This is a genomic window from Haloarcula marina (assembly GCF_024218775.1).
GTDB classification, from domain to species: Archaea; Halobacteriota; Halobacteria; order Halobacteriales; family Haloarculaceae; genus Haloarcula; species Haloarcula marina.
On record NZ_CP100404.1, the window covers coordinates 2,454,371 to 2,469,845 of the forward strand.

Annotated in this window: 16 protein-coding genes and 1 tRNA gene; 9 read left to right on the forward strand and 8 right to left on the reverse strand. The window is 63.2% G+C overall.

Features of this window, described 5'->3' with window-relative positions:
• Nucleotides 1-44: 44 nt before the first annotated feature.
• Nucleotides 45-1,034, reverse strand: a complete 990-nt coding sequence (locus NJQ44_RS12880) for a sodium:calcium antiporter (RefSeq protein WP_254271753.1) — start codon at nt 1,032-1,034, stop codon at nt 45-47.
• A 1-nt stretch (nt 1,035) separates the two neighbouring features.
• Nucleotides 1,036-1,209: a hypothetical protein gene (locus NJQ44_RS12885; protein ID WP_254271754.1), complete on the reverse strand. Its 174-nt coding sequence runs from the start codon at nt 1,207-1,209 to the stop codon at nt 1,036-1,038.
• 163 nt (nt 1,210-1,372) lie between these two features.
• Between NJQ44_RS12885 and NJQ44_RS12890 the strand changes: the two genes are divergently transcribed.
• From NJQ44_RS12890 to NJQ44_RS12915, 6 genes are read left to right on the forward strand one after another with little or no spacing between them, the layout of a single operon-like run.
• Nucleotides 1,373-1,642, forward strand: coding sequence for an NADH-quinone oxidoreductase subunit J (locus tag NJQ44_RS12890; protein WP_254271755.1), 270 nt, complete (start codon nt 1,373-1,375; stop codon nt 1,640-1,642).
• A complete protein-coding gene (locus tag NJQ44_RS12895) occupies nt 1,639-2,037 on the forward strand; it encodes an NADH-quinone oxidoreductase subunit J family protein (protein ID WP_254271756.1) in 399 nt (132 codons plus the stop codon). The genes NJQ44_RS12890 and NJQ44_RS12895 overlap by 4 nt, the downstream gene beginning before the upstream one ends.
• Nucleotides 2,034-2,336 carry an NADH-quinone oxidoreductase subunit NuoK gene (gene nuoK, locus NJQ44_RS12900; protein ID WP_254271757.1) on the forward strand — a complete coding sequence of 101 codons (303 nt, stop codon included), beginning with the start codon at nt 2,034-2,036 and terminating at the stop codon, nt 2,334-2,336. The genes NJQ44_RS12895 and nuoK overlap by 4 nt, the downstream gene beginning before the upstream one ends.
• A 3-nt stretch (nt 2,337-2,339) precedes the next feature.
• The gene (gene nuoL / locus NJQ44_RS12905) at nt 2,340-4,433 is read left to right on the forward strand and encodes an NADH-quinone oxidoreductase subunit L (RefSeq protein WP_254271758.1); all 2,094 of its coding nucleotides are present in this window, start codon (nt 2,340-2,342) and stop codon (nt 4,431-4,433) included.
• Nucleotides 4,434-5,963: a complex I subunit 4 family protein gene (locus NJQ44_RS12910; protein ID WP_254271759.1), complete on the forward strand. Its 1,530-nt coding sequence runs from the start codon at nt 4,434-4,436 to the stop codon at nt 5,961-5,963.
• A complete protein-coding gene (locus NJQ44_RS12915) occupies nt 5,964-7,529 on the forward strand; it encodes an NADH-quinone oxidoreductase subunit N (protein WP_254271760.1) in 1,566 nt (521 codons plus the stop codon).
• Here the strand turns inward: NJQ44_RS12915 and NJQ44_RS12920 are convergent.
• Nucleotides 7,521-8,471, reverse strand: a complete 951-nt coding sequence (locus NJQ44_RS12920; protein ID WP_254271761.1) for an MBL fold metallo-hydrolase — start codon at nt 8,469-8,471, stop codon at nt 7,521-7,523. The genes NJQ44_RS12915 and NJQ44_RS12920 overlap by 9 nt on opposite strands.
• Before the next feature lie 89 nt (nt 8,472-8,560).
• Between NJQ44_RS12920 and NJQ44_RS12925 the strand changes: the two genes are divergently transcribed.
• Nucleotides 8,561-8,827, forward strand: a complete 267-nt coding sequence (locus NJQ44_RS12925) for a DUF7553 family protein (RefSeq protein WP_254271762.1) — start codon at nt 8,561-8,563, stop codon at nt 8,825-8,827.
• 48 nt (nt 8,828-8,875) lie between these two features.
• A tRNA-Val gene (locus NJQ44_RS12930) sits at nt 8,876-8,950 on the forward strand.
• A gap of 307 nt (nt 8,951-9,257) precedes the next feature.
• On the opposite strand, the gene NJQ44_RS12935 is transcribed toward NJQ44_RS12930, so the two are convergent.
• The 5 genes from NJQ44_RS12935 to NJQ44_RS19475 form a co-directional block, all read right to left on the reverse strand.
• Nucleotides 9,258-9,785, reverse strand: coding sequence for a hypothetical protein (locus NJQ44_RS12935; RefSeq protein ID WP_254271763.1), 528 nt, complete (start codon nt 9,783-9,785; stop codon nt 9,258-9,260).
• 288 nt (nt 9,786-10,073) lie between these two features.
• The gene (locus NJQ44_RS12940; RefSeq protein WP_254271764.1) at nt 10,074-11,081 is read right to left on the reverse strand and encodes a tyrosine-type recombinase/integrase; all 1,008 of its coding nucleotides are present in this window, start codon (nt 11,079-11,081) and stop codon (nt 10,074-10,076) included.
• Between the two features lie 214 nt (nt 11,082-11,295).
• Complete coding sequence (locus NJQ44_RS12945) at nt 11,296-11,538, reverse strand: hypothetical protein (RefSeq protein WP_254271765.1); 243 nt, start codon at nt 11,536-11,538, stop codon at nt 11,296-11,298.
• Between the two features lie 164 nt (nt 11,539-11,702).
• On the reverse strand, nt 11,703-12,050 hold the full coding sequence (locus tag NJQ44_RS12950; RefSeq protein WP_254271766.1) for a TRAM domain-containing protein: 348 nt from the start codon (nt 12,048-12,050) through the stop codon (nt 11,703-11,705).
• A 50-nt stretch (nt 12,051-12,100) separates the two neighbouring features.
• Nucleotides 12,101-12,223, reverse strand: coding sequence for a hypothetical protein (locus NJQ44_RS19475; protein ID WP_256557165.1), 123 nt, complete (start codon nt 12,221-12,223; stop codon nt 12,101-12,103).
• A gap of 182 nt (nt 12,224-12,405) precedes the next feature.
• Here NJQ44_RS19475 and NJQ44_RS12955 point away from each other — a divergent pair, with 182 nt between their 5' ends.
• Nucleotides 12,406-15,474 (forward strand): PKD domain-containing protein, encoded by a 3,069-nt coding sequence (locus tag NJQ44_RS12955; RefSeq protein WP_254271767.1) that lies wholly within the window; start codon nt 12,406-12,408, stop codon nt 15,472-15,474.
• Nucleotide 15,475: the final 1 nt, after the last annotated feature.

Below are 15,475 nucleotides of genomic sequence, written 5' to 3' on the forward strand. Positions count from 1 at the left end.
TCTCGTTTTTCCAGTCGCCGACGGCGAGAGCCGATACTGTGGCGTCACTGCCCCGGAAACAGTAGCAACCGCCCCGCGACGAACAGGAAGTAGAAGCCGAGCAGATACGCACCTTCGGTGCGCGTAATCGCCCCGTCGCGGCGATACAGCACCCACCCGAGCAGTCCCCCACCGACGAGCAGTTTGAACGGGAGGTCCCAGAGGACGACGGCGGGCGGGACGTAGTACGTCGAGACGACGCCGCCGAGGCCGATACCCACGAGAGGATTCACGATGTTGCTCCCGATCAGCGTTCCGAGAGCGACGTTTGGCGACCGTCGCCGGAGGGCGTCCATCACCGTCGTCAGTTCCGGGAGCGCGGCGGCGACGCCCAGCGTCACGACGCCGACCATCGACCCGCCCAGCGTGAGCGTCGCGAGGGCGGCTTCGACGACCGACAGCAAGAGCGACGCGGCGAGAAGCACCAAGGCGAGAAAGACGGCGGCAAACAACGCGTCGCGGCGCGGGTTCGTGCTGGGACGTTCGCGGAGCGTCGGTGACTGCCGTCGACGGGTGAATCGGACGGCGACGTACGCGAGATAGAGAGCCAACAACACCGCCCCGTCGAGACGGCTGAGGGTGCCATCCCACGCGAGCGCCAGTGTCGCGGCGATAGCCCCGAGCATCGGGAGATAGCTCTCGCGCACGAACGCCCGCGAGAGGTGGACTCGGCCGTACCCGACGACGAGGATGCCGACGAGGAGGAGTTGCTGCACCGTCGAGGACCCGGTGTTGCCGCCGAGGACGACGGCGGAGGTGACTTCGTAATCGAGGACGCCGGAGACGATGCCCAGCGAGGCCACGACGTGAGCGCTCAGTTCGGGGAGACTCGTTCCGACGGCGAGGACGGTCATCCCGACGAGGACCTCGTCCACGTCGTAGTACTCGGCGAGCGCGAGAACGCGGTCGATGGCTCTGCTGGCCGCGGTCACCATCGTGTAGAGCGCGACGGCACCGACCGAGAGTTGTGTCAGCAGGGCTTCTGTGACCGCCATCTCACCGCTCGGCCAGCCACGTCTCGTCCCACGGTAGTTCGAACGCGGGGTCGAACGGTTCGGTGGTCCAGACCGGACACTGCTCACACTCCCAGATTCGGCAGACCGAGTCGTCGCGCGTCACGACACCGACCGACGCCCACGCGTGCGTGGCACATGTCGGTTCGCCTGCCATTCGTGCGGTCGAAGACGACCGCCGACGAGAAAAGTCTAGGCTCGTAACCGCCGACGTCCAGTCGACTTCGGAAATCGACCCGTCTCACCCGGCGATTCACCCTCGTTTACGCGAGACGAAAGAGGAATCTTCAAAGGGACGCCGCAAAGAGTCTCACAATAAGATGGGACTGTACGAGATAATCGCGTTCGCACTGTTCGCCATGGTGACGGTGGGCAGTGCGGCAGGCGTCGTGTTAGTTCGGGACGTCTGGCATTCGGCGCTGTTACTGGGCGTGTCGTTGGTCAGCGTCGCCGTGTTCTATGTCCTGAACCAAGCGGCGTTCGTCGCAACGATGCAGATTCTGGTGTACGTGGGCGGCGTCCTCATCCTCATCACCTTCGCGGTGATGCTGACGCGTGAGGACGAGTCCGTTATCGAGGTGACACCATGAGTAACAGACCACGACTCAACACCGAGGGCAACCTCGTCGCTGGACTGGCCGCCGTTGCACTGTTCGTCGTGCTGGCCGCCGTGTTCGCGGGCGTCTCGTTCCCGACGCCGGTCGGATTCGGCGAGTCCGCCGCTATCACGAAGAGTCTGGGCGCGGCGATGTTCGACATCGCGCCGAGTGCCATAATGGGTGAGGGCGAGAGCGCCGTGCCCGGCGAAGGGTTCCTCGTCGCCTTCGAAATAATCGACGTCGTCCTGGTGGCGGCGCTGGTCGGCGCAATCATGCTGGCCCGCCGCGAGGAGTCCGGTGAAATCGTCGACCTCGGCGTCGACGACGGTGACGCGGACGAACCCGCCGTCGCCGCCGACGGCGGACAGGGAGGTGACGACGCGTGATTCCGGCCGAGGCGTACCTCGTGCTCTCGGCGGCCGTGTTCTGCATCGGTCTGTTCGGCATCCTGACTCGACGGAACGCGCTCGTCTTCCTGATGTCCGTCGAGCTAATGCTGAACGCGGCGAACATCAACTTCGTCGCGTTCTCGCTCCAGCACGGCAACCTCACCGGACAGGTGTTCAGCCTGTTCGGGATGGCGCTGGCCGCCGCGGAAGTGGCCGTCGGCATCGGCATCATCCTCGTGCTGTACCGCAACTTCACCGACGTGGACGTGACGAAGGCGACGACGATGAGGTGGTAACAGATGGCTGCATTCACATACGCTCCGGCGATTGTCTTGCTCCCGTTCGTATCGTTCCTCGTCGCGCTGTTCGCCGGCGACCGCATGCCGAAAGGCGGCGCGCTCGCTGGCATCACCGCGACGGGTGGGTCCCTCCTGCTCTCTATCTGGGTCGCGCTCACCGTCGCCGGTGGGGGCGTCCACAACGAGTTCATCTACACGTGGGTCGCGGGCGTCCAGTCGGTCACGCTCCGCTTCGGCCTCCTGCTCGACCCGCTCTCGGCGTTGATGCTGCTCATCGTGACGCTCATCTCCTTCCTCGTCCACATCTTCTCGCTCGGCTACATGAACGACGAGGGCGAGACGGGCCTGCCCCGGTACTACGCCGGTCTCGGCCTGTTCACGGCGAGCATGCTCGGGTTCGTCGTCGCCAACAACCTCCTGATGGCGTTCATGTTCTTCGAACTGGTGGGCCTGTGTTCGTACCTGCTCATCGGGTTCTGGTTCCGCGAGGACGGCCCGCCCAGCGCCGCGAAGAAGGCGTTCCTCGTCACCCGTTTCGGTGACTACTTCTTCCTCATCGGCGTCGTCGGCATCTTCGCCACCTTCGGGACGGGCCTCTTCGCGCCCATCACGCAGAACGGCGAAGTGGTCGCACAGAGCTTCCCCGTGCTGGCCGAACACGCCGTCGTCGACGGCGAGACGGGCGGCATCGCGATGCTCGACACCGTCGGCCTCTCGCCGCAGGCGTGGTTCACGGTGCTCGGACTGCTCGTCCTCGGCGGCGTCATCGGGAAGTCCGCACAGTTCCCGCTCCACACGTGGCTCCCCGACGCCATGGAGGGCCCGACGCCCGTCTCCGCGCTCATCCACGCCGCGACGATGGTCGCCGCGGGCGTCTATCTCGTCGCGCGGATGTACGGCTTCTACGCTATCTCCCCGACGGCGCTGGCTGTCATCGCGCTCGTCGGCGGCTTCACGGCCCTGTTCGCCGCGACGATGGGCCTCGTCAAACAGGAAATCAAGCAGGTCCTCGCGTACTCCACCATCTCCCAGTACGGGTACATGATGCTCGCGCTGGGGTCCGGTGGCTACATCGCCGCCGTCTTCCACCTGACCACCCACGCCGTGTTCAAGGCGCTGCTGTTCCTCGGCGCGGGGTCGGTCATCATCGCCATGCACCACAACGAGAACATGTGGGACATGGGCGGCCTGAAAGAGAAGATGCCCGTGACCTACTACGCGTTCCTCTCCGGGTCGCTGGCGCTGGCCGGTATCCTCCCCTTCGCTGGCTTCTGGTCGAAAGACGAAGTGCTGTACGAGGCGCTCATCCACGGCCTCGGCAGCGAGGGCGGCCTCGGGACGGCCTACCTCCTCGCGTACGCGATGGGGCTGCTGGCCGTCTTCTTCACCGGCTTCTACACCTTCCGGATGGTGTTCCTCACCTTCCACGGTGACGCTCGCTCCGACACCGCACGCGACCCCGAACCGGTCCGCTGGAACGTGAAGGGACCGCTGGCGGTCCTGGGCGTGCTGGCCGCGACGGTCGGATTCATCAACATGAAGCCCGTCGCGGAACTGACCGGCGCGCACATCGACTTCCTCCACAAGTGGCTCAACGGCCCGGAGGAGGGTGGCTGGCCCGCGCTGCTGTCGACGGACCTCCACCACTACGAGACGCTGCTGCACGACGTGTCCCACGTCACCGCGGGCGAACCGCTCGGGGCAATCGGGACGCTGCTCGCGTCGGCGGCCGTCTCGCTTCTGCTGGCCCTTGCCGGTGCGGGTGCCGCAACGGCGCTGTACCGCGGCTCCGACCCGGTCGAGCACACGGACAAGCTGGGCAGTCTGAAGACGCTACTCATGCACAACTACTACCAAGACGAGTATCAGGTGTGGCTGGCGACGGGGCTGACGCAGCCGCTCGCCCGCGCGATGGACAAGTTCGACCAGGGCGTCGTCGACGGCGTCGTCAACGGCGTCTCTAGCGTGAGCCTGTTCGGCGGGAGTCGTATCCGCCGCATCCAGTCGGGCGTCGTCTCCAACTACGCGATGCTGCTGACGCTGGGACTGGTCCTCCTACTGGCCGTCTTCGGCCTCGCTGGGGGGTGGTTCTGAATGTGGGTCGCTGCGCTCCTGGCGGTGACACTGCTCGGTAGCGGTATCGTCATGCTGTCGCCGAACCGCTACGCCGGGAAACTCGCGGCGGCCATCAGCGCCGTCCCCGCGCTGGCCTCGGTGTACATGTACTACGTGTTCCTCACCCAGCACGGCGGCGCGGGCAACGCGCTGCTGTCACCCGGTGAGGTGGCCTTCGGCCAGCAGATTCCGTGGATAGACCTCGCGGGCTACAGCATCTCCTACTACGTCGGGCTTGACGGCGTCAGCATGCCGCTGCTCGCGCTGACGACCATCCTGACCACGCTGGCAATCGTCTCGGCGTGGACGCCCATCGACGAGCGCCAGTCCCAGTTCTACGGGCTGATGCTGTTCATGGAGACGAGCCTCATCGGCGTCTTCGCGGCGCTGGACTTCTTCCTCTGGTTCGTCTTCTGGGAGGGCGTCCTCATCCCGATGTACTTCCTCATCGGCGTCTGGGGCGGTCCCCGGCGGAAGTACGCCGCAATCAAGTTCTTCGTCTACACCAACGTCGCCTCGCTCGTGATGTTCGCGGGCCTGTTCGCGCTGGTGTTCAACACGGACCTCACGTCGCTGGCCCTGCCCGCGATGGCCGAGGCGTTCCGGTCGGCGTCGGGACTGCCGACCATCGCCGGGTTCAGCCTCGCGACGATTTCGTTCGTCCTGATGTTCGTCGGGTTCGCGGTGAAAGTGCCCGTCTTCCCGCTGCACACGTGGCTGCCGGACGCCCACGTCGAAGCGCCGACGCCGGTGTCGGTGATGCTGGCGGGCGTCCTCCTGAAGATGGGGACGTACGCGCTCCTGCGATTCAACTTCACGATGCTCGCGGAGACGGCCGAACTGCTCGCGATTCCGCTGGCCATCGTCGGCGTCGTCAGCGTCATCTACGGCGCGATGCTCGCGCTGGCCCAGCGCGACCTGAAACGCATCGTCGCATACTCCTCCATCTCCTCGATGGGCTACGTCATCCTCGGCCTCGTCGCCTTCACGCCCCACGGCATGGGCGGGGCGACGTTCCAGATGGTCGCCCACGGCCTCATCTCGGGGCTGATGTTCATGACCGTCGGCGTCATCTACAACACGACGCACACGCGCATGGTCGGCGACATGTCCGGCCTCGCAGACCGGATGCCGTGGACGGTCGGCATCTTCGTCGCGGCCGCCTTCGGCTACATGGGCCTGCCGCTGATGGCCGGATTCGCCGCCGAGTTCCTCATCTTCCAGGGCGCGTTCAACGCCCCGTCGCTGGGGAGCGCGGCCCCGCTACTCACCTCGGCCGCGATGTTCGGTATCGTCGTCGTCGCCGGCTACCTGTTGTGGGCGATGCAGCGCACCCTGTTCGGCGGCTTCAAACTGGAGACGGACTACGAGGTCGGTCCCGCGGCGTTCCACGACGTGGCTCCCCTCGCAGTCTTGCTCCTGCTGGTCATCGCGCTGGGTGTCGCCCCCGACCTCTCCTACGACATGATTCAACACGCAATCGAGCCGCTCACCGGGGGTGGTGCGTAGATGGTCCATCAGCTACCCAGTTGGGCGGGCCTCGCACCCGCACTCGCCCTCGCCGTGACGGCGCTGGTCCTGTTGCTCGTCGATAGCGTCGACCCCGATACGACCAACACGAGTCTGCTCGGCGGCATCTCCGTCACCGGGTCGCTCGCCTCGCTCGCGTTCGCCGTCTGGTTCATCTTCGGCGGCACCGGCATCCCCGAATCGAATGGCGGCGTCGGCACGCCCGTCCTGTTCAACGGGCAGATAGTCGTCGACCAGATGGCGCTGTTCTTCATGATCATCGTCGCGAGCGTCACTGCGCTCGTGACGCTCGCCAGCACGGATTACGTGCGCGAACACGCCTATCAGGCGGAGTTCTACGTGCTGGTCCTCCTGGCCGCCACCGGGATGTCCGTCCTGAGTGCCGCAAACAGCCTCGCGACGGCGTTCGTCGCGCTGGAACTCGTCTCCCTGCCCTCCTACGCCCTCGTCGCGTTCCTGAAGCAGAACCGGGGGAGCGTCGAGGCAGGGCTGAAGTACTTCCTCATCGGCGCGGTGTCGTCGGCGGTGTTCGCCTACGGCATCTCGCTCGTGTACGCCGCGACCGGCGTGCTCCGCTTCGACGGCGTCGCGACGGCCATCGAGAGCGGCACCGTCCAGACCGTCGTCGACGGTACGGTGCAGGCCCAGGCCGGGTCGCCCGCCGTCCCGATGTCCATCCTCGGCGTCGGTATCATGATGGTCATCGGCGGCATCGCGTTCAAGATTGCCGCCGTCCCGTTCCAGTTCTGGGCACCGGAAGCGTACGAGGGCGCACCCGCACCCATCTCGGCGTTCCTCTCGTCGGCCTCGAAGGCCGCCGGGTTCGTGCTCGCGTTCCGCGCGTTCGCCGTCGCCTTCCCCATCGACGCGCTCGTCTCCAGCGGCGAGGCGCTGAACTGGTTCGTCGTCTTCCAGGTGCTCGCCATCGCGACGATGTTCATCGGGAACTTCGCCGCCGCGACCCAAGAGAAGGTCAAGCGGATGATGGCCTACTCCAGCGTCGGCCACGCCGGCTACGTCCTCATCGGCCTCGCCGCGCTGTCGGCCTCCGGTGACGGCCTCAGCCTCAGCATGAGCGCCGGGATGGCCCACCTGCTCGTCTACGGCTTCATGAACACCGGCGCGTTCCTGTTCATCGCGCTCGCCGAGTACTGGGGCATCGGCCGCCGCTTCGAGGACTACAACGGCCTCGGTCGGCAGGCCCCGCTGGCTTGTGCCGCGATGACTATCTTCCTGTTCAGCCTCGCCGGACTCCCCATCGGGGGCGGGTTCTTCTCGAAGTTCTACCTGTTCTCGGCGACGCTGGACGTGGGCGCGTGGTCGCTCGCGGCCGCACTGATCATCAACAGCGCGCTGTCGCTGTTCTACTACTCCCGCGTCGTCAAAGCGATGTGGATAGAAGAGCCGAAAGCCGACCGTACCATCGAGTCGTACCCGACGGGTCTGTACACGGCCATCGTCGCGGCCGCCGTCGTGACGGTGCTGTTGGTCCCCGGATTCGACTACGTCTCGACGCTCGCGTTCCGCGCCGTCGAACTACTGTAGGTCGTAGACGAACACGCCGCCGCTCTCTCGTTTTTTTACGCGGTCCTGTGCTTCCAGTACATCTAAGTGCCCGACGGCCTCGCTCATCCCAGCGAAGTACTCCGTCGCCGGGAGGTCACCGAACAGCGCCGTCATCACGTCCGCGGGCGTCTTCGGCCCCTCGCTGACGATGTCAGCCACTTCCTCGCTCCGTTGGTCGTGTTCTTCGAGGATGTCGTCGATACGTTCTCGCGGCGACTCCACCGGTTCGCGGTGCCCCGTCAGAAACCGGTCGTGGCCCTGTTCACGGAGCCATCGAAGCGAGTCGTTGAATCCGGGAAGCACGCGCGGCCGTCGCCCCCCAGCGTCTTCCGGTGGCTGGAGGAACGGGTTCGGCGTGATGTCGCCCAGCACGTTGTCGCCGACGATAGCCTCGCGGCGACCCTCCCGGTCGTAGGAGAATATGAGTTCGCCAGCGGCGTGACCCGTCACTTCGTCGACGATCAGGCGCTCGTCGTCGACGGTGAGCGTGTCGCCGCCCGCCACCGTTCGGTCTGTGGCGACGCTCTGTGCGTACGGCAGAAACGCCTCGGGCAGTTGCGTGACCGCCTCGGCCGTCTCCCGAGAGATACCGCACCGTTCGAAGAAGTCCGCGAAGTACGACTGCTCGTACTTCAGACGCGCGGCGAAATCTTCCATGATGGCTGCTGCCTCGGGACTCGCGAGGACACGCGCGCCCTCGGAGCGCAGTCGCGCAGCCAACCCGAAGTGGTCGGGGTGTGGGTGGGTAACGACCACTTGCGAAATATCACCGGGCGCGAGTTCGCGCGCCTCCAGCGTTTCGAGCAGTCGGGACCACGCCTCCTCGCTGTCCGGTCCCGGGTCGACGACGGTTCGGCCCGCGACGTAGGCGTTGACCGCCCCGACCTGAAACGGCGTCGGTATCGACACCCGTGTGAACATGACACACTCTTTCCGCGGGTTGAGGAAAACAGTTCGGACACGCCGAGTGCGCCGCAAGAGATTTATTCGTTGTCTGCGAAAGAACAGATATGAACAGGCACTTCAAAGACACTCGGTACTACCTCAAGCGCGCCGTCGAAACCGCAGGCAAAGGCGTCCGCGAAGAACTCACACCGCTCGAAAACCGCGCCCGCGCCGCTATCGGACGCGAGAAAGACGAGCAAGAATCGACTCGTCTCAAACAGGTGAAGACGGACGTGAAGGGGCTCCAACAGCGCGTCGGTAGCGACGCCGAAGTCGCACTCACCGGAGCGCGGTCGAAAATCGACACCTACCGACAGTCCGACACCGCGTAGTCGGAACGCAATTCTTAATGTAACCCGTCGAATAGCGACAGGTGCGTCGGGTTGGTGATCTAGTCCGGTTATGATACCTCCTTCACACGGAGGAAGTCGGCGGTTCGAATCCGCCCCAACCCATATTATTTCTTACATTTTCTGAAGGACAGCGTAGGGTAGCAGTCCTGCGGTTTTGGGTCAAGGACGGATTTGATTCCATGCAGTCAGCACCTTTTTTCGTCCGAACCGGGAAACGTGGCGAGGTTCATGAACAAGTACACACCGTGGATGACAGAATCTTTCCCTCTTTTTGAAGCGTCGTTCGAAAAGTGCGATGTCTACACGCAAAGTGTACTGAATGTCTAAGACTATCCCCCGACACCTTATCGCATCTGACCGTTCGAGGGATTCAGGCAGACCAGACTCCCAACGAATTAGACCTGAAACTTCAAACTACAGTCACAATCGAAAGTGTAGCCCACAAAACGGCTAATGCAATTGTAACGAAGTGACTCCTTTCTCTCGCGCGTAGAGTAATTCCCCTCCTCAATTTCTCCATTTCAAGAGTTGTTGCGGGACTCCACGGTTCCCATCTCAAGAGTTCACGGTTGCCGTTCTTTGTGTCAGCGTACAGAATACCATTGTCACCGACTCCATACTCCATCCCAAGTCCCGTGAACTCTCCCAATTCAGGTGGTCCCCCGACAGCAAAACAGATACGCTCCATATCACCGACTGTCCCAAAAACAAGTTCAATCGCTTCTGAAAGTTCGTCAAATCCCTCTTCCCCCTTTTCGATATATGATTGTCGGACATCCTCTTGTTCAAATTTCACCTCGTTAAGTCGGTCAAGTCCGGCGTTGGCCCGCCGAACGTACAATGAGTACTTTGGATAAATGATGGGTGTAGTAACCACAACGAAAGAAACGAGTACAGTAGAAATACGAAGAGCAGTCTCAGTCCCAATCCCCATCATCTCAAGTAGGTCGAAAAAGTCTATTAACTTAAAGGCTTGTTGCGAAGTTTTTAGCACTCAGTCCCGCGCCCAGCGGCTTTAAAATATCCCGAGGATAATCTTCACGCCGCACCACTTGCATGTTTTTCGTCACCTTATCGTAGCGGTCCACCCGAATATGGTGAGTCATATCCACCCTATCCCAGTCACTTCCTTCGGCTCTCCGATGTCAATGCCTCGGTGAGGTAGCCTCGCCGGAGCGCGTGCGGGCTTATCGAAGACAGATATTCGTAGGCGTGCTACGCAAGATTAGTTGTTCTCCATCTCGAAAGCCTCCGCCCGAAGTTCCCGTTTTTCACCCAGAGTCCGAGCGTCGTAATGCTTTTCGAGCGTCTTCGTGCTGACGTTCATCCGGTCGGAGAGCAGTTCCTTGTTGTGACCCTCGTTCAGCCATGCAGTAATTGCACTCCGTCGAAGTGCGTGCGGTGGGACCGACGAGGGACACCGCTGGGCCAGTTCCATCGTCGTGGCTTCGCACGTATCTATGTCTCGACTGTGGGGGCAATCGCCGGAGAAGTGACAGGGCCGCGTGAGTGCGTTGATGTTCGCCCGAAGATTGGAATCCACCGGACGGCCATACGAACTCGTAAGCAGGGGTTCTCGTCCGTAGTCGTCCGTCACATCGTCCCTGTGTATCTCAATATAATCGTCCAGAACCTCACAGACCCAAACGTGGAGATTCACTTCTCGCTCGGCTTTAGCTTTGTTCTTGAGCGGCGTACCCTTATCGGGGCGATGAAAGACTTCGACGTACTGCTCGCCGGAGCGGTAGTCTCCGAGGTCGAGAGTTCGAACGGTTCCGAGCCGGAAGCCGGTATCCCACAAGAGGGCAAATAGAGCGTGTCGCAGAGTAGCATACTCAAATTTCTCCAGATACTCCAGAATCACCTCGGCAGTCTCCGGGTCAATCTTGTCGTCGCGGGTGTCGTCGTCGGGATTCGGGAGAATCATGTTCTCCGCTACGTCGGATTCGACGACCTCCATGCTTTCCAGCCATCGGACAAAAACACGGAGTGTGCAAAGATTGTTGTAAAGTGTGACCTCATTGATGCCGCCGTTCTCGCGACGGTGAATCTTGAAGTCGTGGATGTGGATGCCATCGAGATTCGAGATATCGTCAAGACCGGATTCGTTCGACCACTCCACGAACCGTTGGAGAGCGTACTTGTGGTTCCTGTGGGTCGACGCTGAAACTTCGGGCTTCCGTTCTTTGAGATACCGTTCAACTGCTTGTTCTGGCGTGAATTTGCGGGTCATGGTTATCTATCCGCCAGACGTGATACAGGCAAGGCACAGGTCTGGGGTGGCCTCGCCACCAACCCAAGTCGGCGGTTCGAATCCGCCCCAACCCACTTCTGCGACGAACGGACGTGAGGACTGGAATGGTCCGACGAGTTCGAACCCTGCGAGACGAACGCACTGACGCTCGCGTCGGTGAGAAGTCGCCCTAATCCACTTCAGAGACGGACGCTCACACACCGAACAGGCGGTCCCGAGCGGTCCATGCGGTGGTCTTCGGGACGTTCTCGTCGAAGGCCTTCTTCGCTTTCAGAAAAGTCCCGTCGGGAATCTGCACGTTATCGCCGGGCATCACCCCGATTTCGTCGCCGTCGTCGCCGTCCAACGGGACGGCGGCGACGGGCATCGAGACGCCGAGGATGGTGACCGTGAGGACGGCGAGCGTGACGAGCAATCGGATGAGTGGTGAAGTCATATCGCACCAACCTACGTCTCAAGTGGTTATATATTAGTACTATTATGCTTACGCGAGGTCGATAGTGGTGGGTTTCACGTCCACACAGGAGCCATTCCCGCGCTCTCCGGTGGTCCGTGGTGGCGGCCTGACCCTTCTACCGGACGGAGCGCAAGACTACCGACCTACAGCGTGGCGACGAATCGCGCGTCCGCGGAGGTGTGCCCGCGGTTGAACGAGAGGACTTTCGCGCGAACGACGTCACCGGGCGTGAGTGACGACGGAACGTCCTCGACGAAGAGGACGAAGCCCTCGACTTTCCCGACGGCGACCCGGTCGCCGGAGTGGTGGTCCGTGAACTCCGTGATGCCGAACTCGTACGTCTCGCCGATGTCGACCGGTGGGTCCCGTTTCTGTGCGGCCTCGTGGGCTTGTTTCGACTGGCGGGCCTCCGCAGAGCGTCGTCGTCGGAGTGCGAACAGTCCGACGAGGACGAGCGCTCCGGCGCCAGCACCGACCCAGATGAGTTCCATAGCGGCGTTGCACGGTCCGACGGCAAATAGGTTGTAGAGTCGGCGCGCGCCTACGCACCTTCGTCTTCGTACTTCGCGACTGCCGCCTCGAAGCTCTCGCCTGCGAGTTCGTAGGTTTCGCGGAGGTCCGCGATGGGCGTCTCGGAAGCGTCCACGCGGAGGTCCTTGTTCACAGTACGCTCGTCGAGCGTTTGCGGTGATTATAAACTCTGATAGTTGGGTACATGGGTTTATTAGCCGAATCAAAGTACCAACTACTCATGGTGGTTACTCCCCATATATCTGGAGCGCTTGTCGAAATCCTCGGCAAGGCCGTCCGACGGGGCCCACACGCCACCGGGGAGTGTGGGTTGCCGTGACCGAATCACAGGAAGAACAACGCGAAAAACTCCGTGCAGTGTGGCTCTCAGCGCTGCTCGTGTTCTCCGTGTTCGCGCCCATGGTGTTCGCCGCCACGCCGGTGGCGGGCAACACGATTAGCGTGGGCAACACGGAGTCCGGGAACGCGCCGATGGCCGACGTCCCCGATGCCGAGATAGACCCGAGTAGCGATTCGGACATCCCGGTGTCGTACAACGTCGAAAACACTGGCCTCTCCGGGAGCGAACTCGGACTGCGTCTGATCAACGATAGCTCCCCGGGCGACGAAATCGTGAAACAAATCATGGGACTGGATGGGGCCAAAGGGACCGGCGTCACGTTGACGGTTCCCGCCGATACAATCGGCGCGACCAGCCAAGTGAAACTGACCGTCATCGACGGCAGTAACCCCGAAGACCCACAGCCGATTGCCGGTGCCAGCGACACGGCGACGATTACCGTCTCCGCGGGGAACACGCCGTCGAACACCAACCCGACGGCGTCCCTGTCGGTGACGCCCAGCGAGTTCACCGCAGGCGACACGCTGACTTTCGACGCCTCCGGGTCCACCGACCCCGACGGGACCATCGAGACGTACATCTGGGACTTCGACGGTGACGGGCAGAGCGACAAGACCACCACGTCGGCGACGACTACTGCGACGGTCGACAAGACCGGAACCTTCGAACCGTCCGTCACGGTCTTCGACAACGACAACGGCGGGGACTTCGCCACTGCTGAGGTGACCGGGTCCGCGCCGGGCGCGCCGAGTGCGGCCCTCTCCGCCTCGCCGACCGACCCCGCCGTCGACGAGACGGTTACCTTCGACGCCTCCGGGTCCACCGACTCGGAGGGGTCCGTCGAGCAGTACGAGTGGGACTTCGACGGCGACGGCACGTACGAGCAGACCACCAGTTCGGCCACCGTCACGCACGCCTACGACAGTGTGGACTTCTACACCGCGACGGTCCGTGTCACCGACAACGACGGGTACACCGACACCGAAACCGTCGACATCACCGTCGGGGACGCCGGTGACCCCGTGGCGTGGTTCTACACGCAGCCCTCGTCCTCGCAGTTCCCGTCGGCCTACGCCGCCGTCAGCGAGTCGGTCACCTTCGATGCGACCAACTCCTTCGACCGCGACGGGTCGATAACGAAGTACGAGTGGGACTTCGACGGTGACGGCACCTACGACGCGACTGGCTCGTCAGTCACCCACACCTACAGTAGTAAGGGGACCTACGACGCGAAACTGCGAATCACCGACGACAACGGAAACACCGCGACGCGGAGTCTCAACGTGTTCGTCGGTGCATCGCCGGCGGTCCTCTCCAGCGACATCAGTTACGCCGGGAGCGGCACGCAACCGACGATGAGCGACATCACGGTGGACGCGTTCTTCTCGTCGGACCTCCTGCAGGTGCAGGTCATCAACGACACCGCCGAAGGCTTCGACGACCGCTACGAACTCGAAGGCGTCGGCGTCGACGAGACGACCGAACTGACCATCTCGGTGACGATGGACGACTACGTCCCGCGGTCGCTCATCGGGAGCGGGCACGACGTGACGTGGACGCGAACCAACAACGGCGACGGAACGTGGACGGTCACGATTACCGGGACGCCCGCCGAACTGCAGTACTACTTCACGGAGGAAGGTGGCACCCCGACGGAATGGGGTGACAAAGAGGGAGAGTACTACACGGCGTCGAACGCGCGCAATCAGTCGATGACCTTCGCCGTCACCGACTTGGACGTCTTCGAGACCCAGCGGAAACACCGACTGAACAGTTCGACGTTCATCACCGACGCGCAGAGCTTCGGCCAACCGAAGTACGACACCTCCGGTCCGACTGACTCGGTCAAACTCTCGCTCGGTGCGCCGCACTACAACGCCGACGGGACGCTCAACACCGGGTTCTTCGAAGCGTACCTGCCACCGGCGATGCTGGACCACTGGGGCGTCGAGGCGTCGGCCCTCAGCGGGTCCTTCCAGGGCGCGACCCGCCAGTCGACGATTACGAGCACGAAAGACGGCGGTGCGCGAATCGACTTCAGCGTCCACTACTCCGAAGGCGACGCGGCTATCACCGTCGACAACACCGCACCCACTGCGGACGCGGGCAGCGCACAGACCGTCGGCGTCGGCGAGACGGTCACCTTCGACGGGACCGCATCGTCGGACAACGCCGAGATAGACAGTTACGAGTGGGATTTCGACGGTGACGGCTCCTACGACGCCACCGGCGCGACGCCGACCCACGCGTTCAGCAGTCCCGGCACCTACACGGTCACCCTGAAAGTGACCGACGGCGCGGGTAACACGGACACCGATACGGTGACCATCACCGTCGAGGACACCACCGCACCGACGGCAGAAGCCGGGAACGACCAGACGGTGAAGGTCGACGAGACAGTCTCGTTCGACGGGACTGGCTCGACCGATAACGTCGGCGTCAACAGCTACGAGTGGGACTTCGACGGCGACGGTACCTACGACGCCACCGGGTCGAGTGTGACCCACTCCTTCGGCAGCAGCGGCACGGAAACGGTCACGCTACGCGTGACTGACGCGGCCGGGAACACCGACACCGACACGCTCACCGTCACGGTCGAGCAGAAGAGCGGTAGCGGTGACGGTGACGGCCCCGCGGTGGTCAACCCGTCGCAATCGACCGACGACACCGACGACACCGTGACGCCCACGCCGACCGAGACGCCCACGCCGACCGACGATACCGAGACGAACACCACCGCCGAACCGACCAACACTACCGACGAGGTGGTGACCGAGACCGACGACGCGACGGCGAACACCACCGAGGATGTCGGGGACTCGGAACCCGAACCGACGGCGACGCCGGAACCGACGCCCGAACCGACCGACTCCGACGACGACTCGTCGAGTTCCGAGTCGAGCGACGACGAGGGCGGCGACAGCGGCGGACAGACGGCCGCAGAACCGACGACGACGGCTGACGGCCCCGGATTCGGCGCAGTCGTGGCCCTACTCGGCCTCGTCAGCGGGGCGCTCCTCGCCCGCAGACGGCCGTCGCAGTAAC